The sequence below is a fragment of the Streptomyces sp. NBC_00250 genome (assembly GCF_036192275.1).
Lineage (GTDB): Bacteria > Actinomycetota > Actinomycetes > Streptomycetales > Streptomycetaceae > Streptomyces.
Genome location: NZ_CP108088.1, coordinates 8,545,281 through 8,571,615, shown reverse-complemented (window position 1 = coordinate 8,571,615; position 26,335 = coordinate 8,545,281). Strand labels below are relative to the sequence as shown.

Sequence of the window (26,335 nt, the reverse complement as noted above, 5' to 3'; positions counted from 1 at the left end):
CTCCGCCAGCGCCCGAACGGTGTTTGGCCGACGACGCGCCCTCAGGCGCCGGAATCCGACGCCACGCGCAGGGCGGTCAGTACCGGGCTGATCAGGGGGTGGTCCTCCGCGCCTCGACGGACGGCGGCGAAGACCCTGCGGGTCGGGGCGACACCGTCGATGGGGCGGACCTCCACGCCGGTGAGTTCCATGCCGCGCAGGGCCGAGCGCGGTACGAGTGCCACGCCGGCGGAGGCGGCCGCGAGGGCGACGACGGCGCGGAAGTCGTCGGAGGAGTGCTCGGGGTTCAGCGTGAACCCGGCGTACTCGCAGGCCAGGACGGTCACGTCATGGCAGGGGTTGCCCGCGGACTGGCCGATCCAGGCGTCCTTCGCGAGGTCGCCGAGCGCGACCCGCTCGCCGGCCGCCAGAGGGTGGCCGGGCGGCAGCACCGCGTCGAAGGGCTCCGCGTAGAGCGGGACGCGGGTGAGGCGGGCGTCGTCCTCGCCCGGAGCGCCCCGGTACTCGACGGCGACGGCCACGTCGACCTGCCGGTCGAGGACCATGAGCAGGCTCTCGTCGCCCTCGGCGTCGCGCACGCGGACCCGGATTCCGGGCGCGGCGTCGGCCAGTGCCCGGATGGCCGGGGCCACCACGAGGCCGATGCCGGTGGCGAAGGCGGCGACCGTGACCGTACCGGCCTCGCCGGAGCTGTAGGCGGCGAGTTCGGACTCGGCGCGCTCCAGCTGGGCGAGGACGGCGTTGGCGTGGCTGAGCAGGATCTCGCCGGCCGGGGTGAGGCGCGCGCCGCGGGCGCTGCGGTCCACCAGGCGGTGGCCGGTCTCCTGCTCCAGGGCGGCGAGCTGCTGGGAGACGGCGGAGGGGGTGAGATAGAGCGCGGCGGCCGCCGCCGTGACCGTGCGGTGGTCGGCCACCGCACGGAGGATGTGCAACCGCCGCGCTTCGATCATGCCCCTAGTCTCGCAGGCCAGGGGGCCCGCTCTCGCCTCAGCCCCGCAGGGCCGCGCGGGCGTCGACGAAGGCGTCGACGGCCCGGTTCACGTCCTCCGTGGAGTGGGCGGCGGAGAGCTGGACGCGGATGCGGGCCTTGCCCTGCGGTACGACCGGGTACGAGAAGCCGATCACGTACACCCCGCGCTCCAGGAGCAGCTCGGCCATGCGGCCCGCCTCGGACGCGTCGCCGATCATGACGGGGGCGATGGCGTGGTCGCCGGGGAGGATGTCGAAGCCCTCCGCCGTCATCCGGGTCCGGAACAGCTCGGTGTTGGCGCGCAGCCGGTCGCGGAGGTCTCCGGCGGACTCCAGCAGGTCGAGGACCTTGAGGGAGGCGGCGGCGATCACCGGGGCGAGGGTGTTCGAGAAGAGGTACGGGCGGGAGCGCTGGCGCAGCAGGGCGACGATCTCGGCGCGGGCGGCGACGTAGCCGCCGGAGGCGCCGCCGAGGGCCTTGCCGAGGGTGCCGGTGATGATGTCGACGCGGTCCATGACGCCGTGCAGCTCGGGGGTGCCGCGGCCGCCGGGGCCGACGAAGCCGACGGCGTGCGAGTCGTCGACCATGACCATGGCGTCGTAGCGCTCGGCCAGGTCGCAGATCTCGCCGAGCGGGGCGACGTAGCCGTCCATGGAGAAGACGCCGTCGGTGACGATGAGCTTGCGCCGGGCGCCGCCCTCCGTGGCCTCCTTGAGCTGCTGCTCCAGGTCGGCCATGTCGCGGTTGGCGTAGCGGAAGCGGCGGGCCTTGGAGAGGCGGATGCCGTCGATGATCGAGGCGTGGTTGAGGGCGTCGGAGATGACGGCGTCCTCGGGGCCGAGGATCGTCTCGAAGACTCCGCCGTTGGCGTCGAAGCAGGAGGAGTAGAGGATCGTGTCCTCCTGGCCGAGGAAGGACGAGAGGCGCGCCTCAAGCTCCTTGTGGACCTCCTGCGTGCCGCAGATGAAGCGGACGGACGCCATGCCGTAGCCCCAGCGGTCGAGCGCCTCGTGGGCGGCGGCGATCACCTCGGGGTGGTCGGCGAGGCCGAGGTAGTTGTTGGCGCAGAAGTTGAGCACCTCGCCGGGGCGGCCGCCCGAGGTGACGGCGACGGTGGCCGACTGGGGGGTGCCGATGACCCGCTCGGGCTTGTGGAGCCCGGCCTGCCGGATCTCTTCGAGGGTGGCACGGATGTCGTCGCGTACGGAATCGAACATGGGTCAGGCTCCCGCAGTCCAGTCGAGGATGATCTTGCCGCTCTTGCCGGAGGCCGCGTCGTCGAAGGCGGCCTCGAAGTCGGTGTACGCGTAGCGTCCGGTGACGACGGGTGAGAGGTCGAGTCCGCCCTCCAGGAGCACCGACATCGCGTACCAGGTCTCGAACATCTCGCGGCCGTAGATGCCCTTGATCGTGATCATGGAGGTGACGATCTTCGCCCAGTCCACGGCGAAGTCCTCGCTGGGCAGGCCCAGCATGGCGATCTTGCCGCCGTGGGTCATGTTGGCGACCATGTCGCGCATCGCGCGGGGGTTGCCGGACATCTCCAGGCCGACGTCGAAGCCCTCCTTGAGCCCGAGGGTGCGCTGGCCGTCGGCGATGGTGTGCTCGGCGACGTTGAGGGCGAGGGTGACGCCCGTCTTGCGCGCCAGGGCGAGGCGCTCCTCGCTGACGTCGGTGATCATGACGCTGCGGGCGCCGGCGTGCTTGGCGACGGCGGCCGCCATGATGCCGATGGGGCCCGCGCCGGTGACGAGGACGTCCTCGCCGACGAGCGGGAAGGACAGCGCGGTGTGCACGGCGTTGCCGAAGGGGTCGAAGATCGCGGCGATGTCGAGGTCGACGGGGACGCGGTGCACCCACACGTTGGACGCGGGCAGCGCCACGTACTCGGCGAACGCGCCGTCCCGGCCGACACCGAGGCCGATGGTGGCACGGCAGAGGTGGCGGCGGCCGGCCAGACAGTTGCGGCACTTGCCGCAGACGAGGTGGCCCTCGCCGCTGACCAGGTCGCCGACGTTGATGTCGGCGACGTCACGGCCGACGGAGACGACCTCGCCGACGAACTCGTGGCCGACGGTCAGGGGCGTGGTGATCGTCTTCTGCGCCCAGCCGTCCCAGGAGCGGATGTGCAGGTCGGTGCCGCAGATACCGGTCCGCTTGACCTTGATGAGCACGTCTCCGGGGCCGGTCTCCGGCTCGGGCACGTCCGTGAGCCAGAGTCCCGGCTCCGCCTTCAGCTTGACCAACGCCTTCAATGCCACGGCTCCCGACGTGCGTGTCCTGTGATGTGCGGGGTACGGGCACGAATGCGCGCCCAAGATCCCTGGAAGAGAATCTTCCGTACGGAGCGCTCGCGGTCCATCGAGGATTTCTTAAGCGCGCTCGCAGATCAGCTTCACACCACAGGCGGGGGCGGAGCGAGGTCAACGCGGCCGAACGGAGAGGCCGCCATCGGGGAGGGCCGCCCGGGAGAACGCGATGACGTCCCCGTGTCGGGCGGCCCCGTGCGGGAGTCCCGTGTCGGGCGGCCCGTGCCGGAGTCCCGTGCCGGGCGGCCCGTGCCGGAGTCCCGTGTCAGTGGCCCAGTGCCGCCATCGCCGCGTTGTGGCCGGGGATGCCGCTCACTCCCCCGCCCCGGACCGCGCCCGCGCCGCACAGGAGCACGTTGGCGTGCTCGGTCTCGACGCCCCAGCGGCCTCCGCCCTCCTCCGCGTACGGGAAGGACAGGTCGCGGTGGAAGATGTGGCCGCCGGGAAGGCGCAGTTCGCGTTCGAGGTCGAGCGGGGTCTTCGCCTCGATGCAGGGACGGCCGTCCACGTCGAGGGCGAGGCAGTCGGCGATCGGCTCGTCCAGCTGGGCGTCGAGCTGGTCGAGGGTGGCCTTGAGGAGCGCGGCCCGGGTGCCGTCGTTGTCGGCGGCGAACAGCCGGGCGGGGGTGTGCAGCCCGAACAGGGTGAGGGTGTGGTGGCCCGAGGCGGCCAGTTCGGCGCCGAGGATCGTGGGGTCGGTGAGGGAGTGGCAGTAGATCTCGGAGGGCGGGGCCGAGGGCAGCCGGCCCGCGGCGGCCTCGGCGTGGGCGGTGGCGAGCTGCCCGTACCCCTCGGCGATGTGGAAGGTGCCGGCGAAGGCCTCGTGCGGGTCGACGGAGCGGTCGCGGAGCTTCGGCAGCCGGGTCAGCAGCATGTTGACCTTGAGCTGGGCGCCTTCCGGGGCGGGCGGGGGTGCCTGGCCGAGGAGGGCGGCGAGGTCGCGGGGTGAGGCATTGACGAGGACGTGGCCCGCCTCGACGGTGCCCTCCCCGTCGGCGGTGCGGAAGGTGATCGCGGCCCGCTGCCCGTCGGTCTCGATCCGGGTGGCCTCGTGGCCGGTGAGGATGTGGGCCCCGGCGGCGCGGGCCGCGTCGGCGAGGGCGTCGGTGAGGGCTCCCATGCCGCCGACGGGCACGTCCCAGTCGCCGGTGCCGCCGCCGATGACGTGGTAGAGGAAGCAGCGGTTCTGGAGCAGCGTCGGGTCGTGGGCGTCGGCGAAGGTGCCGATGAGGGCGTCGGTGAGGACGACGCCGCGGACCAGGTCGTCGGCGAACTCCCGCTCGACGGTGACGCCCAGGGGGTCCTCGAAGAGCATCCGCCAGGTGTCGGCGTCGTCCACGCGGTCGCGGAGGGCGGCGCGGGTGGGGAGCGGCTCGGTGAGGGTGGGGAAGATGCGGCGGGCGGCGCGGCCGGTGCGCTCGTAGAAGGCCTGCCAGGCCTCGTACTCGCGGTCGGAGCCGGTGAGGGCGGCGAAGGAGGCGCGGGTGCGGTCGGGGCCGCCGCCGACGAGGAGGCCGCCGTCGCCCTTCGGGGTGTACGAGGAGACGGACCGTTTCCGTACGGCGAACCGCAGCCCGAGCTCGCGCACGATCTTCTCCGGGAGGAGCGAGACGAGGTACGAGTACCGGGAGAGCCGCGCGTCGACCCCGGCGAAGGGCCGGGTGGACACGGCGGCCCCGCCGGTTGAGCCGAGCCGCTCCAGGACGAGGACGGAACGTCCGGCACGGGCCAGGTAGGCGGCGGCGACGAGGCCGTTGTGGCCGCCGCCGACGACGACGGCGTCGTACGGACGGGCGGCGGGCCGGGCGCCCGGGAGCAGGTCAGGGGCAGTCATGGCTCATGCTCACACGGAGGCGGCGACCGGGGAAGACCACCGCCGCCCGACTTCCTACGGCGGGGGCCCCGTCCCGGCCGTCCGCCCCGCCGTGCCGGACGATCAGGTCGGCGGCGGGGTGGCCGCCCTCAGGTGGAGGGCGGCGGCCTCGGCGTGGCGGCCCAGACGCTCCAGGCAGTGGGCCTCGTCGTCGAGGGCCGCGAGGGTGTCGGGGTGGGCGGGGCCGAGGAGTCGGGTACGGGCGACGGCGACCGCGTGGTGGGACGCGAGCGCCTCCTCCCAGCGGCCGAGGCGACCGCAGGCGACAGCGGCCTCGCGGCGGCTCAGGAGGGTGTCGGGGTGCTCCGGCCCGAGGACCCGCGCCCGGTCCGCCTGGACGCTCTCGGACTCGGCGAGGGCCTCCGGCCAGCGGCCGAGCCGGCCGAGGTTGACGGCGAGCGCGTGCCGGGCGCGGAGGGTCTCGGGACCGTCGGCGCCCTGCGCGCGGGTGCGGGCGGCGACGAGGTCCTGGCAGACGTCCAGGGCGTCCGCGGCCTGGCCGAGCCGGCCGAGGCAGACGCCGGTCTCGTAGCGGGCGGCGAGGGTGTCCGGGTGGTCGGCGCCGAGGGCCGCGGCGCGCGCGTCGGCGACCGCGCGGTACTGGGCGAGCGACTCCTCGCCGCGCCCCAGCCGCCCGAGTGTGTACGCCACTTCCTGCCGGGTCACGAGGGTGTCGGGATGGTCCTCGCCGAGGAGCCGGGCCCGCGCCTCGGCCACCTCGTGCGCCGTACGGTACGACTCCTCCAGGCGGCCCAGACGGCAGAGCGTGAAGGCGAGGTTGTGCCGGCAGCGGAGGGTGTCGGGGTGGTCGGGGCCCACGGTGCGCTCGCGTGCGGCGAGCACGGTCACGTACACCTCGTACGCCTCGGGGTGGCGTCCGAGGCGGCCGAGCGCGTACGCCCGCTCCTGCCGGGCCGCGAGGGTGTCGGAGTGGTCCGCGCCGAGGACCCGCGCGCGGGTCGCGGCGACCCGGTCGAAGACGCGCAGGGCGTCGGCGGGGCGGTCGAGCCGGGCGAGGGCGAAGCCGACCTCGTAGTGGCTGGCCAGGGTGTCGGGGTGGTCCTCGCCGAGGGCCGCCGAACGGTGCTCGGCGACGGACCGGTGCACCGACTCGGCCTCGTCCCAGCGGCCGAGGCGGCCCAGGCCCATGCCCGCCCGGTACCGGCCGGCGAGCACCGCGATCAGCTCCGCGGAGGGGGCGACCCGAGGCGGGTCGGGCACCTCGTGTGCGGGCTCGGCCGTCGTCCCGGTGGTGGCGGTGGTCCACTCCGTGGTGAGCACGGCCGCGGCGGGGTCGTGGGCGACCGGGCGCGGCACGGTGGCGGCATCGGCGGGCCGGTGCCCGCCGGTGATGGCCCGGACCCACGCGGGCGCGGGGGCGGGCGTACCGGCGCTGGGGCCAGGACCGGGAACGACGGTGGCCCCGGGGTGGCCGGGGCCGACGGCGGTGGTGCCGGGCAGGGACGGCGAGACCCGCCCCGTGACGATCCGGCGGCGCAGGTCGCCCGCGTCGGCCGGCCGCTCCTCGGGCACCTTGGCGAGCAGATCCACGACGATCCGGTCGAAGTAGTCCGGGAGTTCGGCGCGGTGGGCGCGCGGCGGACTCGGCACCGTGTCCCGGTGTCCGATGAGGATCGCCCAGGAATCGCCGAGGTCGAAGGGCGGGACCCCGGTGGCGAGTTCGTAGAGCACGCACCCCAGCGAGTAGAGGTCGCTGCGGTGGTCGACCTCGCCGCCGCCGATCTGCTCGGGCGACATGTAGTGGGGCGTGCCCATGGCGATGCCCGTCCCGGTGAGCTTGGACGTGAAGCCCATGTCGGCGCCCAGGCGCGCTATTCCGAAGTCGCAGATCTTCACCGTCCCGTCCCGCAGCCGCATGATGTTCGCGGGCTTCAGGTCGCGGTGCACGATCCCGTGGCGGTGGGTGTAGGCGAGGGCGTCGGCGACCTGGTCGGCGATCTCGACGACGTCGTGGACGGGCAGCGGGTGCTGGGCGTTGGCGGCGAGGAGCTGGCTGAGGTTGCGCCCCTCCAGGAGCTCCATGACGAGGAAGAGCACGCCCTCGTACTCGCCGAAGTCGTGCACGACGGTGATGCCCCGGTGCTGGAGCGCGGCGGCCACCCGGGCCTCGCGCCGGAACCGCTCGCGGACCACGGTGACGACCTGGGGGTCCTGCTGCGGTCCGATCGGTTTGAGGCATTTCACGGCGACTCCGCGCCCGAGTGCCTCGTCGGTGGCACGCCACACCTCGCCCATGCCCCCGCGACCGATGACCTCGTGCAGGCGGTACCGGCCCTGGATCAGTCTGGAGTCCCCCATCGTGTGCTGCCGCCCCCGTCGATTTCCTGCGCCTTCCCCGGCCCCTCCAGTATGGACGCCGGTTCGGACAGTGGGTACGGGGCGGGGTACGTATAAGGGTCGGGTCTCGTCTCCGGGCCGAGCCGGTCCATGGCGCGGAGGATGTGCCGGGGCGGCAGCCGCCAGCGCAGCCGGGCGGGGACGCAGCGGAGCAGGTTGGCCGTGGCGACGAGCCGGTGGGTGACGGTCTCCGGCGGCGGGGCGGGGCGGCCGTAGAGCGCGTGGGCGTAGGGAGGCAGAGTGTCGTACGCGAGCGCCGTGACGCGCCGCCAGATCACCTCGCGCGCCGGTACGAGCGCGGGTTTCACGGGCGGTCGGCGCAGGAAGTCCTCGACGGTGCGGGCGTCCGGCCCGGCGGCGAGCCGGGGCCGTACGTCGTCGAAGTAGGCGGCGAGTCCGGCGGTGGACCCGGGAACGGTGGCCGGGTCGAGCCCGACGAGCCGCGCCGAGGCGCGGTGCTCGTCGACGTACCGGTCGGCCCGGGCGTCGGTCAGCGGGATGCCGGAGCGGCGGGCGACCGAGAGGTACGAGTCGGTCTCGGCGCAGTGCACCCAGAGGAGCAGCTCGGGGTCGTCCACGCCGAGCCGCCGGTGGATCCGGCGCACCCGGGCCCCGGCCGCCTCGGCGGCCTCGGCGGTCCCGTAGCTGAGGGTCCCGACGAAGTTCGCGGTGCGCATGAGCCGTCCCCAGGGATCCTCCCGGAAGCTGCTGTTGATCATGACGCCGCGCACGGCGACGGGATGCAGCGCCTGGAGCCACAGCGCCCGGACGCCCGCGATCCACATGACCGGGTCGCTGTGCACCTGCCAGGTCACGGAACGGGGGCCGAAGAGCCCCGGGTCGGCACTCATGAAGCGTCCTCGCTCATGCCGTTCAGGCTACGCCGGGGTGCGTCGCGCCGGGTACGGGCCGGGGATTCAGGGTCCGGTAGAGCGCGCTCGCGCGGTGATCGGTGATGCGCCTGTAGCGTCCGGCGGGTGAAAAGTGTCGAACTGACGGACCTCGTAGAGGACTTCGGGCGCTTCGTCGCCCTGGTCGAGGAGACAGGCGAGCGCGTGGGCGTCACCGTGTACGACGAGCCGCCGCGCGTGCTCCTCCCGGCGGCCGAACTGGCCGACCTCGAGTACTGGGCCCTGCGGGGCCGCGGAGCCCTGCTGCCTCGGCAGGACGCGGCGCCGGAGCGCCCGCCGGGGCCGGAGCAGCAGGGCCCGTACGTGCGGTACGCGCACGCGGACGGAGTGCGGATGACGTTCACGCGGGACCGCGCGGTGGTGGCCGAACTCCGGTCCGCCGCTGAACTCGACCGGCTGGAGGAGTGGGCACGCCACGGACGTCAGGGGTACATGGACCCGAAACAGCTGGCGGCGTTCGAGGAGTTCCTCGCCCGGCAGCCGCCCGTCGGAGAGCAGCCCTGAGGGGAGTGGCGTCCGGGAGAGGAACAGCATCCCGGAGAGCCCGACGCACACGGCCTACCGGCGGACGCGGGGCATGCCCAGGCCGATCCACGAGATGATCTCGCGCTGGATCTCGTTGTTGCCGCCGCCGAAGGTGAAGATGACGGCCGAGCGGTAGCCGCGTTCCAGTTCGCCGTGGAGGACCGCGCCCGCCGAGCCCTCCTTGAGGGCGCCCGCGGCGCCGACGACCTCCATGAGGGCCGCGTAGGCGTCGCGGCGGGCCTCGGAGCCGTAGACCTTGACGGCGGAGGCGTCCTGGGGGGTGAGGGTGCCGTGCTGGACGGCGTTCACCATCTGCCAGTTGAGGAGTTTCATCGCGTCCAGCCGGGCGTGGGTGCGAGCCAGGGTGCGGCGGACCCAGGGCAGGTCGATGACGCGCCGGCCGTCGGTGAGCGGGGTGGCGGCGGCCCAGCGCTGGACGTCGTGGAGCGCGCGGATCGCCATCGTGCCGTGGGCGGCGAGGGTGACGCGCTCGTGGTTGAGCTGGTTGGTGATGAGGCGCCAGCCCTTGTTCTCCTCGCCGACCCGTCGTGAGGCGGGGACCCGGACGTTGTCGTAGTAGCTGGCGGTGGTGTCGTGCGAGGCGAGGGTGTTGATGATCGTGCAGGAGTATCCGGGGTCGCTCGTCGGGACGAGCAGCATCGTGATGCCCTTGTGCGGCGGGGCGTCCGGGTCGGTGCGGACCGCGAGCCAGACCCAGTCGGCGGTGTCGCCGTTCGTGGTCCAGATCTTCTGGCCGTTCACCGTGTACGTACCGGTGGCCTCGTCCCCCTCCCGTACCGCGCGGGTCTTCAGGGCCGCGAGGTCGGTCCCGGCGTCGGGTTCGCTGTAGCCGATCGCGAAGTCGATCTCGCCGGAGAGGATCCCGGGCAGGAAGTACGCCTTCTGCTCGTCGGTGCCGAACCGCATGATCGTCGGTCCGACCGTGTTCAGCGCCATGAGCGGCAGGGGTACGCCCGCCTGCGCGGCCTCGTCGAAGAAGATGAACTGCTCCATCGGGGTCAGCCCGCGCCCGCCGTACTCGGTCGGCCAGCCGACCCCCAGCCAGCCGTCGGCGCCGAGCCGCCGCACGGTCTCCCGGTAGAAGCGCTTCTGGGCGGCCGGGTCCGCGTAGCGGGTGTGGACGTCGTCCGGGACCAGCTCGGCGAAGTACGCACGCAGTTCGGCGCGCAGGCTGTTCTGGGCGGGCGTGTATTCGAGGTGCATGGCGGCGGCCTCCCGTGGCGGCGGTCCTGCGGCGTCCTCGGCGTCCTCCGGGCGGTGCGACGCGCGACGGCGGCCACGGTAGAACGTGTTCCACAAATGCGGAAGGCTCGGGGCGGGTCCGGACAGCCCGCGGCCCCGGTTCGGGGCTGCCGAACCGGGGCCGACGGGGTACTGAGGGGAGGATTTCGCGGATCGGGCGGGTGCCCGGGCCAGAGCGGCCTACGGCAGTAGCTCGTCCATGGAGGCGCGACCCTTCTCCGCCATACGGCGTTCCGCCCAGGCGAGGGTCTTCGGAGTCACGTCACGGCCGGAGGCGAGAACCAGGTCCTCGGCCGTGAACTCGCCTTCCGACCCGGAATGCAGTAGCCGGTCGGGCGTCGGGAAGTCCCCCAGGGACGTCTTGTCGGGCTCAGCGTTCATGCCGCCTCCTACGTGTTCTTCCGGCACTCGCCATTCTCGTGTCCGGCCACCGGGAGCGCATCCGGGAGCACATCCCGGGGCGCATCTCGGGGCACATCCGGGGGCGCCTCCCCGCCTCCCACCTCCCATGTCGACGTCGTGTCGGTCGCGTGTCGACGGTGCCCCCGAGGCTGGGCGCACACAGCCGCCCGCCACGAGGAGCCCCGATGACCCCGCCCGAGCCCGCACCCCTGCCCCTGCCCCTGCGACGCCTGCGGGTGGTCGCCACCCGCCCCCTCACCCCCCGTATGCGGCGGGTCACCCTCGGCGGCCCCTCCCTCGCCGGCTTCGCGCTCGCCGGGCCCGATCAGCAGGTGAAGCTGTTCTTCCCCCGTCCGGGGCAGGCCGAGCCCGTCCTGCCGGTCCCGGACCCCGACGGAGACGTGATGCGCTGGTACGCCGCCTACTCGGCGCTCCCCGAGGCCGAGCGGCCGTGGATGCGGAGCTACACCGTCCGGGCCCACGACCCGGCTGCCGGGACCGTCGACATCGACTTCTTCCTCCACGGGGACGGAGGCACGGGCGAAGCGGGTGCCCGGGAGGACTCCGGCGGTGAGGGGCCCGCGACCCGCTGGGCGCGGGCCGCGCGGCCCGGGGACGCGGTGGGCATGTTCGGTCCGTCCGCCGCCTTCGCGATGCCCGTCGATCCGGGCGCGGGTGACTGGACGCTGCTGTACGCGGACGCCTGCGCGCTGCCCGCGCTCGCCACCGTCGTGGCCGCGCTGCCGCCGGGGCAGCGGGCCGTCGCCTACGTCCAGGTCTCGGACGCGGCCGAGGTCCCGCCCCTGCCCACGGCCGGTGACCTGACCGTACGACCGCTGTACGGCGACACCTCGGCGGCCGACGCCCTGCGGGCCGACCCGCTGCCGGACGGGCGGCCCTACGTCTGGCTGGCGGGCGAGACCTCGGCCGTGCGGGCGCTCCGGCGCCACCTCGTGGAGGAGCAGGGCATCGACCGGCACTCGGTGCACTTCGCCGGGTACTGGCGCCGCCGGCTCGCCCAGGACGACGCGCCGACGCCCGAGGACCTCGCGGAGGCGCGCGAACGGCTCGCGGCCGGCTGATCCGTGGTGCGGGTGACGGGCGGCGACCCCCGAGAGCGAGGTCGAACGGGTGTCCTACGATGCGGCGGGTGAAACCCCGTCCTCTCGCCCGGATCCTGCCGGCCTGCTGCGTCCTCGCCGTCGCCGCGTTCGGGTGGTACGCCACCCGGTCCGTCCGTCCCCCCGACTGCGAGGTCACCGTCGCCGCGTTCGCCGGCGCCGACGGCCGGCCCCTCTCCGAGAACGGCGAGGAGGTCACCTGGGAGGAGTTGGACGAACGCGCCTACCAGGACCTGGTCGACTCAGGACGCTGCGAGCCGCCCTCGGCCCGCTGGCGCCACTGGCTGGGCTGACGGCCTCCCGGCGGTCAGGAGGCCGGCCCCTCCGGGGGATGTCGGACGAGCCCCGCAGCCGCACGGAGGCCGAGCCCGGTGCCCTCCTCGTAGTGGCGGGCGTACGACTCCGAGGAGAGCACCGCACGCAGGGATTCCTCGGCTCGCACCCTGATGAGAGCCTCCGTCTCGCGCGTGAACGGGCGGAAGCCGCCGTCCGTGTCCGATCCGGCGTGGGCGTCGTACGCGCCGAGGAGCCGCGCCCCGGTCTCCGCGTCGCCCGGCCCGCCCCGCCCGCCGAGCGCCCACCCGGCCGTCGCGAACTGGGCGACGAGCAGGTACGGGGCGACCAGGTGGGCGAGGGTCTCCACGTCCTCGACGGCGCGCGCCAGCCGGTCCACGGCCCGGTCGTACGCGCCGTCGAGGCAGTCGAGCCAGGCCCAGGCCCCGCCGGCGAGACCCCAGAAGAGCCCCGGGGTCACATCGCCGAATTCACCCTCCAGGAGGGAGAGCTGCGCACGGGCGAGGCCGGTGCGCCCTGTGTGGCCGTAGTGCTGGGTGAGCAGCAGCCGTGCCGAGCCGGCCGCCTCGGCGCCCCACTCCCCCGCCGCGTCGGCGGCCTCGGCGAGCAGCTGTTCGGCCGCGGCGTCCCCCTCCGGCCGGAGCCGGAGCCGTACGGCCGCCAGGCGCGCGGTGAAGAGGGGCACCTGGGAGTGCGCGCCGACGCGGGCGGCGGCTTCCGTGGCCCGCTCGAAGTCGTCGGCGGCCTGGGCGAGCCGGCCCGCGCGCTCATAGGCCCCGCCCCGGGCGGCAAGGGACTCCGCGATGCCCCAGGAGTCCCCGGCCGCCTCGAAGAGGGCGAGCGCCTCGGCGGCGTCACCCGGCCCGTGGACACCGAGCTTGGCCCGCACGAGGAGGGCGAAGCCCAGGTCCCAGCCGGGGGCGAGGTCGCGGCAGGCGTCGACGATCGCCGTGAGGGGTTCGTCGAGGGTGGAGAAGTCCCCGATCATGAGGCGGGCGAAGTGCCACATCGACCCCGGCTGCCGGCAGGTCTGGGGGAGGCCGGGGCGGTACGCGGAGACCAGCGCGGCGAGCCGGGCGCGGGTCTCGGGGCGTTCGAGCGCGGTGGCGCCCCGGCCGCCCTGGGTGGCGAGGGCGTAGAGCCGGCCGCCGCGCCGGGCCTCCCGGAGCCGCTCGCCGGTCCACGGCGGCGGGACGTCCGTGCACCGGCCGTCGAGCGGTTCGGCGGGCCGGACCGGCTCCTGGAACGGGTCGGCGCCGAGCCGACAGGCCTCCACGCTCCAGGTCCTGGCGTCGACCTGGTGGTTGCGCAGCTGCCAGAACCAGCTGAGGGAGTGGACGAGGCAGAGCACCTCCTGCTCCTCGCCGAGCGCGACCGCCGTCCGCAGGGCGCCGCGCAGGTTGTCGTGCTCGCGCTCCAGGCGGGCGGTGGCGGCGACCTGCCCGGCCCCGCGCAACTCCGGGTCGGTGGTACGCGCGAGTTCCCGGTAGTACGTGAGATGCCGCCGCTCGGTCGCGGCCCGCTCCCCGGACTCCTCCAGACGCTCCCCCGCATACTCCGCCACCGTCTCCAGCAGCCGGAACCGCATCCCCTCACCGTCCCGCCCCGGCCCCGCCACCACCAGCGACTTGTCGACCAGAGCGCCAAGGAGATCCAGCACCTCCGGACCACCACCGTCCGCGCACACCGCCTCCGCCGCCGACAGATCCGCCCCACCCGTGAACACCGCCAACCGCCGCAGCACCACCCGCTCCGGCCCCTCCAGCAGATCCCACGACCAGTCCACCACCGCCCGCAGAGTCTGCTGACGCGGCAACACCGTCCGCGCCCCCGACGTCAACAACCGGAACCGGTCGTCAAGACGCTCCGCGATCTGCCGCACCGACAACAACCGCAACCGCGCCGCCGCCAGCTCGATCGCCAACGGCAACCCGTCCAGACGACGACACACCTCCTCCGCCGCCGCCACATCCTCCGCCACCACGAACCCCGGACGCGCCGCCCCACCCCGCTCACCCAACAACCGCAACGCCATCCCCATCGGCAACGGCCCCAACGGCCGCACCACCTCCCCCGGCACCCCCAACGGCTCCCGACTCGTCGCGAGCACGGTCACTCCCGGGCAGCGGGTGAGAAGCGCCTGCGCGAGCTCGGCCGCCGCGGCGACCACGTGCTCGCAGTTGTCGAGCACCAGCAGCAACCGTCGCCCCGCGCAGTGCTCGACCAGCTCGGCGAACGGGTCCTCCGTGTCCGCCCCGGGGACCGACGGACGGTGCCAGAGGTGGGTCTCGCGGGCCCCGAGCGCGCTGACGACGGCTGCGGCGACCGTGGACTCCTCCCGCACGGCGGCGAGTTCGGCGAGGTGGACCGGGCCGTCCTGGTACGTCTCGGCCGCCTCCAGGGCGAGCCGGGTCTTGCCGACGCCTCCCGGGCCGGTGAGGGTGACGAGCCGCCGGTCGCCCCACTCGGCGGCGAGCGCGTCCAGCTCGTCGTCGCGGCCGATGAACGAGGTGAGCCGGGCGGGGAGAGCGGCCGTCGGTCCCCTCCTGGGCACCTTCGGCGGGGCTAGGCGGGCGTCGGCCGGTGACGGTGCGGGCGTCCCGGGCGTCCCGGGCGTCCCGGGCGTCCCGGGCGTCCCGGCCGTACCGTCGGTCAGGAGTTCGGCGTACAGGGCGCGCAGTTCGGGTCCCGGGTCCGTGCCCAGCCGGTCGGCGAGGCTCGTGCGCACCTCCTCGTACGCGGCCAGGGCCTCGGCGGGCCGCCCGGCCGTGCGCAGGGCGCGGATCCGCAGGGCCTGGAGGGGTTCGTCGAGCGGCTGTCCGGCCGCCAGCGCGGCGAGGGGCGCGAGGGTCTCGCCGGCCCTCCCCCGAGCCAGGTCGGCGGCGAGCCGGTCGCGTCGCGCCTGGGCGTGGCGCTGTTCGACCCGCACGACCAGGGGGTCGGTGTCGCGGCCGGGCAGATCCGCCAGGGCGGGCCCCCGCCAGAGGCCGAGGGCCTCGTCGAGGAGGGCGGCGGCACGCGCGGGGTCCCCGGCGCCGAGGGCGGCGGAGCCGTCGGCGGCGAGCCGTTCGAAGCGGTACAGATCGATGTCGTCCGGGTCGGCTGCCAGCCGGTAGCCGCCGCCTGGCGCCGAGACGACGGCGTCCCGGCCCACGGCCCGGCGCAGGCGCCCGACGAGGGCCTGGAGCGCCGCCGTACGGTCCTGGTCCGGGTCGTCCGCCCGGTCGGCGGCGCCCCACACCTGGTCGATCAACGCGCGCGTGCCCACGGCGCGCCCGCCGGCCGCGGCGAGCGCGGCGAGCAGCGAGCGGAGCCTGGCTCCGCTCAGGGCGGCCTCCGTCCCGTCGTCGGTACGGAAGGCCTGACACGGACCGAGAACACGGTAGGGCGGCTGCACCGGCCCATTCTGCCCCGCCGGACACGGGGCCTCACCGGCATTTCCGTGCGGGGGCGCGAAGGCGAACTCGCGCCACGCCGTGTCATCGCCATGGCGTCGAAGGGGTGCGGGTTCGACAATGGGGAGGATGACCGATGAAGACCGGCATACGCGCAATGGCGAGATCGGGCCCGCCGAGTGGCTCGCCATGAACCGGACCGGCAGCTTCGACTGGGATCTCGACACGGGCACCATCGATGTCGACGAGTCCGGGCTGCTGGTCTTCGGGCTTGCCCCGGACGCCTACGACGGCCGCCCGGTGACGCTGATCGCCCGGCTGGCCCCCGACGAGCGGGCCCGGCTGGAAGACGTCGTACGGCAGGCGGTCACCAGCGGCGAGGTCTCCTACACCGCGCACTTCCCCATCCCCCAGGACGACGGACCACCCCACTGGACGCATGTGCAGGCACGGATCCTTCGCTCGCCGGACGGGCGGGCCCGGCGGATCCTCGGCGTCGTGCGGGACACGACCGCCGAGGTCACGCGCTTCGCCTTCGTCCAGGAACTGGAGAAGCGGCGCGAGGTCCAGACGAACATCGTCGAGCGGACGACGCACGCGCTGTCGCGCGCGGTGACGGTGGACGACGTGACGGCCGCCCTGACCGGTCCCGGCGGGCTCGCCAGGCTCGGCGCGGACGGGCTGGCACTCGGCCTCGTCGAGAACGGCTCGCTCCACATCATCGCGCTCAGCGGCGAAACCCTCGACGCGCTCGACGACTTCCGGGTCCGGCGGCTCGACCGGGGCATGCCGCTCGCCGAGGCGGTGCTCAGCGGGCGGCCCCGGTTCGTCTCCTCGTTCCCGTCGCTCGGGCGGGACTTCCCCGAGCTGGCCCCCTACCTGGCGCGGCTGGACTTCCGGGCGGCCTGCTATCTGCCGCTGGTGGCGCAGGCGCGGTCGCTGGGCGGCATGGCCCTGTTCTACCGGGGCCGTACCTCGTTCAACGCCGACGAGCGCAACCTGGCCCTCGGGCTCGCGGCGATCGTCGCCCAGTCCCTCCAGCGGGCGATCCTCTTCGACGAGGAGCGGGAGCTCGCGACCGGACTCCAGGCGACGATGCTGCCACGCCGGATCCCGAAGATCACGGGTGGCGAGATCGCCGTGCGCTACCACGCGGCCTGGAGCGGACGGCAGGTCGGCGGCGACTGGTACGACGTGATCCCGCTGCCCCGCGGCCGGGTCGGGATCGTCGTGGGCGACGTCCAGGGGCACGACACCCACGCCGCCGCCATCATGGGGCAGCTGCGGATCGCCCTGCGCGCGTACGCGGGTGAGGGCCACGCCCCGTCGACCGTACTGGCCCGCGCCTCCCGGTTCCTCGCCGAGCTGGACACCAACCGCTTCGCCACCTGCACCTACGCGCAGGTGGACCTGGGGAGCGGCACGCTGCGTGCGGTACGGGCCGGGCATCTCGGGCCGCTGATCCGGCACACCGACGGCCGGGTCGGGCAGCCCAAGCTGCGCGGCGGGCTGCCGCTGGGGCTGGCGACCGTGTTCGGGGACGAGGAGTTCCCCGAGACGCGGCTCGACCTCGTGCCCGGGGAGACGCTCGTGCTCTGCACGGACGGACTCGTCGAGCAGCCCGGCTCGGACATCGAGACCGGTCTCACCGCGCTTTCGGAGGCGATCAGCAGTGGCCCGCCGCAGGCGGAGGCGCTCGCCGACCACCTCTCCGAGCGGCTGTGGGAGCGCTGGGGTGCCGGCGACGACGTGGCGCTCCTGGTGCTGCGGCGCAGCCCTGACCCCGGCACGCCCCGCGCGCCGCGCATCCACCAGTACATCCACCAGGCCGATCCGCAGGGCCTGTCGGACGCGCGCGCGGCCGTGGGGCAGGCCCTGCACGACTGGGGCATGCCGGAACTGGCCGACGACACCGAGCTGTTGACGGGCGAGCTGCTGGTGAACGTGCTGCTGCACACCGAGGGCGGCGCGGTGCTGACCCTGGAGGTGCTGCCCGAACCGGTGCGGCGGGTACGGCTTTCGGTGCAGGACCGGTCCAGCGCCTGGCCCCGCCGGCGTACCCCCGGCGAGGCCGCCACCTCGGGGCGCGGGCTGCTGCTGCTCGACGCGCTGGCGTCCCGGTGGGGTGTCGAGCCGCGCGGCGAGGGCAAGGCGGTGTGGTGCGAGATCGGACCCGCGGCGGTGACTGCCGACTCCGCCGCGAACGGTTCCTGAGGAGGGACGTCATGGATCCCGTGGCAGCCCTGAACCGGATCGCGTTCCTCCTTGAGCGGGCCCAGGCGCCGGGGTACCGGGCCCGGGCCTTCCGTACGGCCGCCGGCGCGGTCGCGGCCCTGCCCGAGGGCGAGGCGGCCCGGCGCGCGGCGGCCGGAACCCTGGAGTCCGTGAAGGGGCTGGGGCCGAAGACGGCGGCGGTGGTGCGCGAGGCGCTCGACGGACGGGTCCCGGAGTACCTGGCGGGCCTTGAGGCGGAACTCGAGGAGTCCCTGCGGACCGCCGAACCCACGAGTGGGGGCGAGGCGCTCCGCGCGGCCCTGCGCGGCGACTGCCACCTCCACTCGGACTGGTCCGACGGCGGCGCCACGATCGAGGACATGGGCCGCGCGGCGGCTGCCCTGGGCCACGAGTGGGCGGTGCTCACCGACCATTCGCCCCGGCTCACGGTGGCCCGGGGCCTGTCGCCGGAGCGACTTCGGGAGCAACTGGACGTGGTGGCGCGGCTGAACGGGGAGTGGGCGCCGTTCCGTCTGCTCACCGGCATCGAGTGCGACATCCTGGAGGACGGTTCGCTCGACCAGGAGCCCGACCTGCTCGACCGTCTGGACCTGGTGGTCGGTTCGGCCCATTCGAAGCTCCGGATGGACGCGAAGGCGATGACCCGCCGTCTCGAACGGGCCGTCCGCAACCCGCTGATGGACGTCCTCGGGCACTGCACGGGCCGTCTGGTGGCGGGCGGGCGACTGCGGCCGGAGTCGGAGTTCGACGCGGAACGGGTGTTCGCCGCGTGCGCCGAGTCGGGCACCGCCGTCGAGATCAACAGCCGCCCGGAACGGCTCGATCCGCCCCGGCGGCTGCTGCGGCTCGCGGTGGCGGCGGGCACGTACTTCGCGGTGGACACGGACGCCCACGCGCCCGGCCAGCTGGAGTGGCAGATCCTCGGCTGCGCGCGGGCGGAGGAGTGCGGAGTGCCGAAGGACCGCGTGATCAACACCTGGTCGGCTGAACGGTTGTCGGAGTGGGCTCGGGGCTGAGGGGGTGGCTCTGTGGCCGTGGGCCCGCCCCACGCCGGCCGGGCACCCCGCGTACGGCTCCGTGCCTGCTCGCACATACGATGCGCGTTCGCCGAGCACCCGCGCGAACTGACCTTCTGACGGTCAGGCGCGCTGCCAGACCGTCGTCGCGTTGCAGAACTCGCGGATGCCGTGCCCGGAGAGCTCACGGCCGTACCCGGAGCGCTTGATGCCGCCGAAGGGGAGGGCGGGGTGCGAGGCGGTCATGCCGTTGACGAACACGCCCCCGGCCTCCAGGTCGCGCACGAAGAAGGCGACGTCCTCCTTGGAACGGGTCCAGACGTTGGAGCTGAGGCCGAACGGGGAGTCGTTGGCGACGGTCACGGCCTCCTCGATGTCACGGACCGGGTACACCGTGGCGACCGGACCGAAGGTCTCCTCCTGGTGGATCCGCATCTCCGGGGTGATGCCGGCGAGGACGGTGGGCCGGAAGTACCAACCGTTCGCGAGCTCCGGCTCCTCCGGCCGGCGGCCGCCGCACAGAGCGGTGGCGCCCCGCCGTACGGCGTCGTCGACGAGCGCCTCCAGGTCGGTGCGGCCCTGCTCGGTGGCGAGGGGCCCGACGTCCGTGGACTCGTCGAGCGGGTCGCCGACGGTGAGGGCGTTCATGGCGGCGGTGAAGCGCTCGGAGAAGTCCTCGTACACGTCCTGGTGGACGATGAACCGCTTGGCGGCGATGCAGGACTGCCCGTTGTTCTGCACGCGCGCGGTGACGGCAGTCTTCACGGCTCCGACGATGTCGGCCGAGGGCATGACGATGAACGGGTCGCTGCCGCCGAGTTCCAGGACGGTCTTCTTGACCTCGTCGCCCGCGACGGAGGCGACGGCCCTGCCCGCGGGTTCGCTGCCGGTGAGGGTGGCGGCGACGACCCTGGGGTCCCGCAGGACGCGCTCGACGTCGCGGGATCCGATGAGCAGGGTCTGGAAACAGCCCTCGGGGTATCCGGCGCGGCGGAAGAGGTCGCCGAGGTAGAGCGCGGTCTGCGGAACGTTGGAGGCGTGCTTGAGGAGGCCGGTGTTGCCCGCCATGAGCGCGGGCGCGGCGAAGCGGATCACCTGCCAGAGCGGGAAGTTCCACGGCATGACGGCGAGGATCGGGCCGAGGGCCCGGTAGTGGACGCGCGCGATGTCGGCGCCGGAGTCCTGGACGTCGCTCTCCGCCGGGTGCTCGTCGGCGAGCAGTTCCTCGGCGTTGCGGGCGTACCAGCGCATGGCCTTGGCGCACTTGCCGGCCTCCGCGCGGGCGGCGGCGATCGGCTTGCCCATCTCGACGGTCATGGTGTGCGCGATGTCGTCGGTGTCCTCGTCGAGGAGCGTGGCCGCGGCACGCAGGAGGCGGGCGCGCTCGGCGAAGGAGGTGGTGCGGTACTGGCGGTACGCCTCGTGAGCGGCGGCGATCCGCCGCTCGACCTCCTGGGGCCCGTGCGCCTCGTAGACGCGCAGCGTCTCGCCGGTCGCGGGGTTCACCGTGGCGATGCCCATGACGTGCCTCCTCCTGCCATCGGCCCCCGTCTGCAACCTTCCGCGAAGCGGAGAGCGGCGCAACCGGGGGCGGGGCGGTGGGGTGACCCGGGTGACCCCACGGCCCCGGTGGTCCAGTACTCCGGTACTCCCATAGTCCGATGCCCGGGTACGGGAGGGCCAGGGGTGCCCTGTCGGTCAGGCAGGATCTGGGAGCGGAGCGAGCCAGGTCAGGGCGCCGGAGAGGTGTGCGCGGAAGGCCGGGTCGCGGTACGTCTCCGAAGCGTGGCCGAGGGCGGTGAAGAAGACGCGGCCCCGGTCCACCTCCCGGCACCAGACGAGCGGGTGGTCGTCACCGTGGGTGCCGCCCCGGTACGAGGACTCGTCGGCCCGGGCGAGGACGCGTACACCGGACTCCCCGCTCCCTCGCGGGTCGGACGTGAAGTTGTACCACTCGTCGGTCCAGGACCAGCGGTCCGGGAGCGGGGCGGTGGCCGGGTGGTCGTGGTCGTCGACGAGGACGGTGCCCGGCTGGATCTCGGGGTGGCCGTCGAAGCGGGTGCCGAGCAGCTCGCCGTAGAAGGGCCAGTCCGGTTCGGCGTTGGCCGCCGCGTGCACGGCGAGGAGGGCGCCGCCGCCCCGCAGGTACGCCTCGAAGGCGGCGCGCCCCTCGGGCGTCAGGACGTTCCCGGTCGTGGAGAGCAGGACGACGACGGCGCACTCGGCCAGGCGCCCGGGCGTGAACGCCTCCGGGTCGTCCGTCACCTCGGCCTTCCGCCCGAGGTCGTGCGCCAGCTCCGTGAGCGCCGCGGCCCCGTCGGGGATCGAGTCGTGGCGGTAGCCCGTGGTGCGGGTGTAGATCAGGACGTCCGGGGTGGGCACGCGGGGACTCCAGGGGGCGGGGGCGACGGACGAGGGACGGCGAACAAGGCAAAGGGGTAAGCGCTTTCTGTGCGAGGTCGACCGTAGCCACCGAAAACCCCGGGCCGCAACCCTCGGCCCTCCGCCACACTGCCCCGATGACACGGATCCACGCCACGGCGCACCCCCACACGCACGCACACGCACGGCGGGCCCTCGCCCATGTGGCGGCCCGTTCCACCGGCGAGGCGATCGACCCCGCTCTCCGCGTCACCCTCAACTTCCACCCGCACTTCCTCGACCGACTGGCCGACGAGGGGGTCTACCGCTCCCAGTTCGCCACCGGAACGAGCAACGGCGGGCTCACCGCCCGCCCGGGCGGCGACCGCTGGCGCTGGGAGAGCCGCATCTTCGGCGGGACGTACGACGAGGCCCCGGCGGACACGCGCCCGGTCTACGGCGCCCTCGACTTCCGCCGCCGCACCTTCGGTGCGGCTCCCCGCTTCGGCTCCGCCCATCTGCGGCTCACGGCCGCCGCCCTGGACCGGGCGACCTTCTGCTATCCGGACAGCTTCCTGGAGCCCGCCGACTTCGGCGTCGCGGCCCGGATGTCGCTGATCCCGCTCGCCGAGGCCGACGACAAGGACCCGCTCGACGACTACGTCGAGGCGCAGGTCCACGGCCCGGTGCTGATCGGCCGCGATGTGGAGGCGCTGGTCCTGGACCCGAGTCACCGGGGCACGGAGGTGGAGGCGGCGGCCCGGCGACTGCCGTGCCCCGTCGCATGGCACGGCGGTTTCCGCGTCCGGGTCGAGGAGCTGCGGCGACATCCCGGGTTCCGGGGCCCCGAGCACGTCGAACTGGCCGCCCGGATCGCGGTCGACGGCCGGCTCGACCCCCGGATCGTGCAGGAGGCGGCGGCTTCGGGGCGGTACGACCCGCAGGACGTCAAGAAGGTCTGGCACTACCTGGCCCGGTACGGGGCGCCGGAGGCCTGAGGCCCCTCTCCCGAGTGCCTTCGATCCATTGTCGCATCGGATACATCTCTGTATCTTTTGGCGGGCAGTGACCCATCCGCTCACCGAGGAGCCGTCATGAGCACCGTTCCGCCCGCGCTCGCCGCCGCCGTCGGGCCGTTGCCCGAGGGAGTCGTCCTGCCGATGCCGCCGACCTTCGACTCCGTCGAGGAGGAACGCCGGTACCGCAAGGAGCAACTCGCAGCCGGGTTCCGGATCTTCGGGAGGTTCGGGTTCTCCGAGGGGGTCGCCGGGCACATCACCGTCCGCGACCCCGGCGATCCGAACGCCTTCTGGGTCAACCCCTTCGGGATGAGCTTCGGTCAGATCAAGGCCTCCGACCTGATCCTGGTGGACCACGAGGGGACCGTACTGGAGGGGCGCAGACCAGTGAACCGGGCGGCGTTCGTCATCCACTCGCGGGTCCATGCCGCCCGGCCCGACGCGATCGCCGCCGCACATTCGCACTCCCTGCACGGCAAGGCTTTCTCCAGCCTCGGCATCCCGCTCGACCCGATCACCCAGGACGCCTGCGCGTTCTTCGAGGACCACGGGATCTACGACGACTACCGGGGCGTGGTCAACGAGACCGAGGAGGGCGAGCGCGTCGCCAAGGCCCTCGGCGACCACAAGGCCGTCATCCTCAAGAACCACGGCCTGCTGACCGTCGGCCATTCCGTCGCCGAGGCGGTGTGGTGGTTCGTCACCATGGAGCGCTCCTGCCAGGCGCAGCTCCTGGCGATGGCGGCGGGCACGCCGCAGCACATCGACCGGGAGACCGCGCTCCTCACGCGGGGCCAGATCGGCAGCCATCTGGCCGGCTGGTTCCAGGCGCGCCCGTTGTGGGATCAGATCACGGCGTCCGACCCGGACCTCTTCGACTGACCCGCACTCCCCGTGCCGGTGTCGCCGCCGGGGATCTCCCGCGTCGACGCCTCCAGGAGCGGGGTGAGGAACTGCCGCTCCAGACTGCCCGGCGGCAGTTCCGCCGGCTCCACGTAGCTCTGCGCGAGCCCGCCCTCGCGCAGGGCGATGAGGAGCCGCGCGAACCGGTCGGCGTCCACGGTCAGTTCGCGTCCGGCCCGGTGCAGCACGAGGGTGAGCCCGCGGGCGATCTCGGCCCGCAGCCGCGCGTCGTGGCGCGCGAGCACCCACGCGGCCTGGGGGTCACGGATGGCGTGCAGGGTGAACTCGGTGGTGACCAGGTACCAGTCCCGCTCGTCCGGTTCGACACGGGCGGCGAGCTCCGCCAGCCGGGCCAGCGTGTACTCCTCCGCGGTCAGCGCGTCGATCGCATCGGCGAGCCGCCCCACGGTCCGGTCGCTGTGCTCGTCGAAGAGGGCGAGGAAGAGTTCTTCCTTGCTGGCGAAGTTCGAGTAGTACGCGCCCCGGGTGTATCCGGCGCGCTCGCAGATCTGCTCGATGGTCGTGGCGTGGAAGCCGTGCTCGGCGAAGGTCTCCAGAGCGGCCTTCAGAAGCGCCGCGCGGGTACGGGGCCGCCGCCTGGTGACACCTTTCGGCACGGGTGCTTCCTCCTCGGTCCTGGGCCGCGTCCTGCGACGGACGCCCACCTTACCGGCGGCGCCATCCCGGGCACGGATGAGGACCGGCGGATAAAATTCACGCATGGGAGAGCGGCCCGTCGCGCCCGCGGCGCCTGATCTGGTCCTCGAGATCGACGGGGACGCGACGCGCATGAAACCGAGCCGCGTCTATCGCATCGGTCGGGATCCCACCAGCGACATCGTGCTCGCGGACGCGCGCGCGTCCTGGCACCACGCGGTGCTCAGCGCCGTCACCGGCCACTGGACGCTGGCGGACGAGGGCAGCACGAACGGCACCTTCACGGACGGCATGCGCGTGGCCGGGGCGCGGGAGGTGGGCCCCGGGACGGTCGTACGGTTCGGACACCCGGAGGACGGACCGCGCGCGGTGCTGTCGTCGGGAGCGGTGCGGACCGGTCCGGCGGAACCCCCGCCCCCGGCCGTACGGGAGCCCCTGGCGGCACCGGAACCTCCTGCCGAGCCCGAGCCCGAGCCCGCGGTCGCGGAGCCCGTAGCCGGCCCCGAGCCCGTGGTCGCGGAGCCCGTGGTCGTACCGGAGGAGGAACCCCCGGCCGTACCGGAGCCTCAGCAGGAGCCACGACCTCGACCTCGGCTCGACCCTCGACCTCAGCTCGACCCTCGGCCTGAGCCCCGGCTCCCGGACGGAGCGGTACCCGGCGTCGAGCCCCGCCGCGAGCGCGGGGCACCCTTCCGGCCGCCCTCCGTCTCCCATCCCGCCGCCACCGGCACCTTCCGGCAGCCGACGTCCGTGCGGCCACTGCCGACGCACAGCATCCGGATCGGCCGTGCCCCCGACAACGACGTGGTCGTCTCCGATCTCGTCGTCTCCCGGCGCCATGCCGAGCTCCAGGCCCACCCCGACGGCACGTACTGGATCCATGACCTCGGCAGTCACAACGGCACCTTCCTCAACGGCAGCCCCGTCGTCGACGCCCGGGTGACACCGGACGACATCGTCGGCGTCGGCCACTGCGCGTTCTGTCTGATCGGCGGGCAGCTCGTCGAGTTCACCGACACCGGCGAGGTCTCCCTCGACGTCCAGTCGCTCGCCGTCACCGTCGACCACGGACGCAAGACGCTCCTCGACGACGTGTCGTTCCCCGTGGGCCAGAAGTGCCTGCTCGGGGTCGTCGGGCCGTCCGGCGCCGGGAAGTCGACGCTGCTCGGCGCGCTCACCGGCCAGCGCCCCGCCGACCGGGGCTCGGTGCTCTACGACGGCCGTGACCTCTACCGGGACTACGCCGAGCTGCGGCAGCGCATCGGCCTCGTCCCGCAGGACGACATCCTGCACCTCCAGCTCACCGTGCGCCGGGCCCTCGGCTACGCCGCCGAGCTGCGCTTCCCCGAGGACACCGTGCCGGCCGAGCGGCGGGCCCGGGTGGACGAGGTGATCCGGGAGCTGGGGCTCGTGGAGCGCGCACAGCAGCCGATCCACAGCCTCTCCGGCGGTCAGCGCAAGCGGGTGAGCGTCGCCCTGGAGCTGCTCACCAAACCTTCGCTGCTCTTCCTCGACGAGCCGACCTCCGGCCTCGACCCGGGCATGGACCGCTCCGTGATGCACATGCTGCGCGGGCTCGCGGACGACGGCCGGACGGTCGTCGTGGTCACGCACAGCGTGCTCAGTCTCGACGTGTGCGACCGGCTGCTGGTCCTCGCGCCGGGCGGCAAGGTCGCCTACTACGGGCCGCCCGGGGACTCCCTCGGCTTCTTCGGATTCGATCAGTGGCCGGAGGCCTTCGAGGCCTTCGAGAACGACCGGGACCGCGACTGGGCCGGCCAGTACCGGTCGTCCCGCTTCCACCGCCGGTACATCTCGGACGCGACGGCCCGCCCGAACGTCCCCGTGCCCGTGGCCCTCGACGGGGCGGCCCCGGCCGCCACGGAGCCGGCCCCGCCGCCGAAGGCGCAGAGCTGGGGCTCCCAGCTGCGGACGCTCGTCCGCCGGTACGCGGCGGCGCTCGCCGCGGACCGCACCTTCCTCGCCATCATGATCGCGCTGCCGTTCGTGATGGGCGCGATGGCCAGGGCCCTGTCCGAAGGCAGCCTCAACCCCGAGTCGACGTTGAACGTCCTGCTCATCCTCTGTGTGGGCGGAGTCCTCACGGGCGCGGCGAACGCCGTGCGCGAACTGGTCAAGGAGCGCACGATCTACCGGCGCGAGAGAGCCGTCGGCCTCTCCCGCTCCGCGTATCTCGCCTCCAAGGTGGTCGTCCTCGGCGTGATCACGGTCGTCCAGGCGGTCGTCCTCACCCTGGTGGCCCTGATCGGCGTCCCGCTGAACGTGCCCGGCGGCAAGGGCGTCCTGATGCCGCCGCTCATCGAGATCACCCTCGCCGTCGCACTGCTCTCCTTCACGGCGATGATGCTCGGACTGCTCGTCTCCGCCCTCGTCCGCAAGGAGGAGGTGACGATGCCGCTGCTCGTCCTCCTCGCCATCGTGCAGGTGGTGTTCTGCGGGGCGCTCCTGACCGTGCGGGGCACGCCGGTCCTGGAGCAGCTGGCGTGGCTGGTGCCCTCGCGGTGGGCGTTCGCGGCGATGGGCGCGACGATCGACATCGGGCAGGTCGCACCCAGCGACAAGACGGCGGACCCGCTGATGGAGCACACGGCGGCGGCCTGGTTGTTCGACATGGGCATGATGGTGGTGCTCTGTCTCGTCCTCGGCCTGCTCGTGGCGCGGCTGCTGCGTCGGCACGAGCCGGTCGTCATGCGGAGGTAGGC

The 26,335-nt window shown here is 73.8% G+C and carries 20 protein-coding genes; 8 read left to right on the top strand and 12 right to left on the bottom strand.

What is annotated here, in order from left to right; all coding sequences use genetic code 11:
- Positions 1-41: 41 nt before the first annotated feature.
- The 6 genes from OG259_RS38625 to OG259_RS38600 form a co-directional block, all read right to left on the bottom strand.
- Positions 42-950, bottom strand: a complete 909-nt coding sequence (locus tag OG259_RS38625; RefSeq protein WP_328946503.1) for a LysR family transcriptional regulator — start codon at positions 948-950, stop codon at positions 42-44.
- Between the two features lie 37 nt (positions 951-987).
- A complete protein-coding gene (locus tag OG259_RS38620) occupies positions 988-2,187 on the bottom strand; it encodes a glycine C-acetyltransferase (protein WP_266901561.1) in 1,200 nt (399 codons plus the stop codon).
- A 3-nt stretch (positions 2,188-2,190) separates the two neighbouring features.
- Entirely contained in the window at positions 2,191-3,225 is a 1,035-nt protein-coding gene (gene tdh, locus OG259_RS38615; RefSeq protein ID WP_328947305.1) for an L-threonine 3-dehydrogenase, read from the bottom strand.
- A 319-nt stretch (positions 3,226-3,544) separates the two neighbouring features.
- Entirely contained in the window at positions 3,545-5,113 is a 1,569-nt protein-coding gene (locus OG259_RS38610) for a phytoene desaturase family protein (protein ID WP_328946502.1), read from the bottom strand.
- 102 nt (positions 5,114-5,215) lie between these two features.
- On the bottom strand, positions 5,216-7,471 hold the full coding sequence (locus OG259_RS38605) for a serine/threonine-protein kinase (RefSeq protein ID WP_328946501.1): 2,256 nt from the start codon (positions 7,469-7,471) through the stop codon (positions 5,216-5,218).
- Positions 7,453-8,361, bottom strand: coding sequence for an oxygenase MpaB family protein (locus tag OG259_RS38600; RefSeq protein ID WP_328946500.1), 909 nt, complete (start codon positions 8,359-8,361; stop codon positions 7,453-7,455). Before OG259_RS38600 ends, OG259_RS38605 begins: the two co-directional genes overlap by 19 nt.
- 126 nt (positions 8,362-8,487) lie before the next feature.
- On the opposite strand from OG259_RS38600, the gene OG259_RS38595 reads away from it, so the two are divergent.
- Positions 8,488-8,925, top strand: a complete 438-nt coding sequence (locus OG259_RS38595; RefSeq protein WP_328946499.1) for a type II toxin-antitoxin system Phd/YefM family antitoxin — start codon at positions 8,488-8,490, stop codon at positions 8,923-8,925.
- A 54-nt stretch (positions 8,926-8,979) separates the two neighbouring features.
- Here the strand turns inward: OG259_RS38595 and OG259_RS38590 are convergent, their stop codons facing one another.
- Together OG259_RS38590 and OG259_RS38585 are read right to left on the bottom strand one after the other, a co-directional pair.
- Positions 8,980-10,170: an acyl-CoA dehydrogenase family protein gene (locus tag OG259_RS38590; RefSeq protein WP_328946498.1), complete on the bottom strand. Its 1,191-nt coding sequence runs from the start codon at positions 10,168-10,170 to the stop codon at positions 8,980-8,982.
- Between the two features lie 219 nt (positions 10,171-10,389).
- Positions 10,390-10,590 carry a hypothetical protein gene (locus OG259_RS38585; protein WP_030314702.1) on the bottom strand — a complete coding sequence of 67 codons (201 nt, stop codon included), beginning with the start codon at positions 10,588-10,590 and terminating at the stop codon, positions 10,390-10,392.
- Positions 10,591-10,796: 206 nt separating this feature from the next.
- Between OG259_RS38585 and OG259_RS38580 the strand changes: the two genes are divergently transcribed.
- Together OG259_RS38580 and OG259_RS38575 are read left to right on the top strand one after the other, a co-directional pair.
- Positions 10,797-11,693: a siderophore-interacting protein gene (locus OG259_RS38580; RefSeq protein ID WP_328946497.1), complete on the top strand. Its 897-nt coding sequence runs from the start codon at positions 10,797-10,799 to the stop codon at positions 11,691-11,693.
- 68 nt (positions 11,694-11,761) lie between these two features.
- Positions 11,762-12,025, top strand: a complete 264-nt coding sequence (locus OG259_RS38575; RefSeq protein WP_328946496.1) for a hypothetical protein — start codon at positions 11,762-11,764, stop codon at positions 12,023-12,025.
- A 14-nt stretch (positions 12,026-12,039) separates the two neighbouring features.
- On the opposite strand, the gene OG259_RS38570 is transcribed toward OG259_RS38575, so the two are convergent.
- Positions 12,040-15,423, bottom strand: coding sequence for an AfsR/SARP family transcriptional regulator (locus OG259_RS38570; RefSeq protein WP_328946495.1), 3,384 nt, complete (start codon positions 15,421-15,423; stop codon positions 12,040-12,042).
- Positions 15,424-15,550: 127 nt separating this feature from the next.
- Between OG259_RS38570 and OG259_RS38565 the strand changes: the two genes are divergently transcribed.
- Together OG259_RS38565 and OG259_RS38560 are read left to right on the top strand one after the other, a co-directional pair.
- Positions 15,551-17,635 carry a SpoIIE family protein phosphatase gene (locus OG259_RS38565; protein ID WP_328946494.1) on the top strand — a complete coding sequence of 695 codons (2,085 nt, stop codon included), beginning with the start codon at positions 15,551-15,553 and terminating at the stop codon, positions 17,633-17,635.
- An 11-nt stretch (positions 17,636-17,646) separates the two neighbouring features.
- Entirely contained in the window at positions 17,647-18,672 is a 1,026-nt protein-coding gene (locus OG259_RS38560; protein WP_328946493.1) for a PHP domain-containing protein, read from the top strand.
- Positions 18,673-18,795: 123 nt separating this feature from the next.
- On the opposite strand, the gene OG259_RS38555 is transcribed toward OG259_RS38560, so the two are convergent.
- Both OG259_RS38555 and OG259_RS38550 read right to left on the bottom strand, forming a co-directional pair.
- Positions 18,796-20,193, bottom strand: coding sequence for an NADP-dependent succinic semialdehyde dehydrogenase (locus tag OG259_RS38555; protein WP_328946492.1), 1,398 nt, complete (start codon positions 20,191-20,193; stop codon positions 18,796-18,798).
- A gap of 177 nt (positions 20,194-20,370) precedes the next feature.
- Entirely contained in the window at positions 20,371-21,054 is a 684-nt protein-coding gene (locus OG259_RS38550) for a ThuA domain-containing protein (protein WP_328946491.1), read from the bottom strand.
- A 137-nt stretch (positions 21,055-21,191) separates the two neighbouring features.
- On the opposite strand from OG259_RS38550, the gene OG259_RS38545 reads away from it, so the two are divergent.
- Positions 21,192-22,031 (top strand): DUF3626 domain-containing protein, encoded by an 840-nt coding sequence (locus tag OG259_RS38545; protein WP_328946490.1) that lies wholly within the window; start codon positions 21,192-21,194, stop codon positions 22,029-22,031.
- A 96-nt stretch (positions 22,032-22,127) separates the two neighbouring features.
- Positions 22,128-22,934, top strand: coding sequence for a class II aldolase/adducin family protein (locus OG259_RS38540; RefSeq protein WP_328946489.1), 807 nt, complete (start codon positions 22,128-22,130; stop codon positions 22,932-22,934).
- Here the strand turns inward: OG259_RS38540 and OG259_RS38535 are convergent.
- The gene (locus tag OG259_RS38535; RefSeq protein ID WP_328946488.1) at positions 22,898-23,572 is read right to left on the bottom strand and encodes a TetR/AcrR family transcriptional regulator; all 675 of its coding nucleotides are present in this window, start codon (positions 23,570-23,572) and stop codon (positions 22,898-22,900) included. The two genes, OG259_RS38540 and OG259_RS38535, sit on opposite strands and share 37 nt — an antisense overlap.
- A gap of 103 nt (positions 23,573-23,675) precedes the next feature.
- On the opposite strand from OG259_RS38535, the gene OG259_RS38530 reads away from it, so the two are divergent.
- The gene (locus tag OG259_RS38530; protein ID WP_328946487.1) at positions 23,676-26,333 is read left to right on the top strand and encodes an FHA domain-containing protein; all 2,658 of its coding nucleotides are present in this window, start codon (positions 23,676-23,678) and stop codon (positions 26,331-26,333) included.
- Positions 26,334-26,335: the final 2 nt, after the last annotated feature.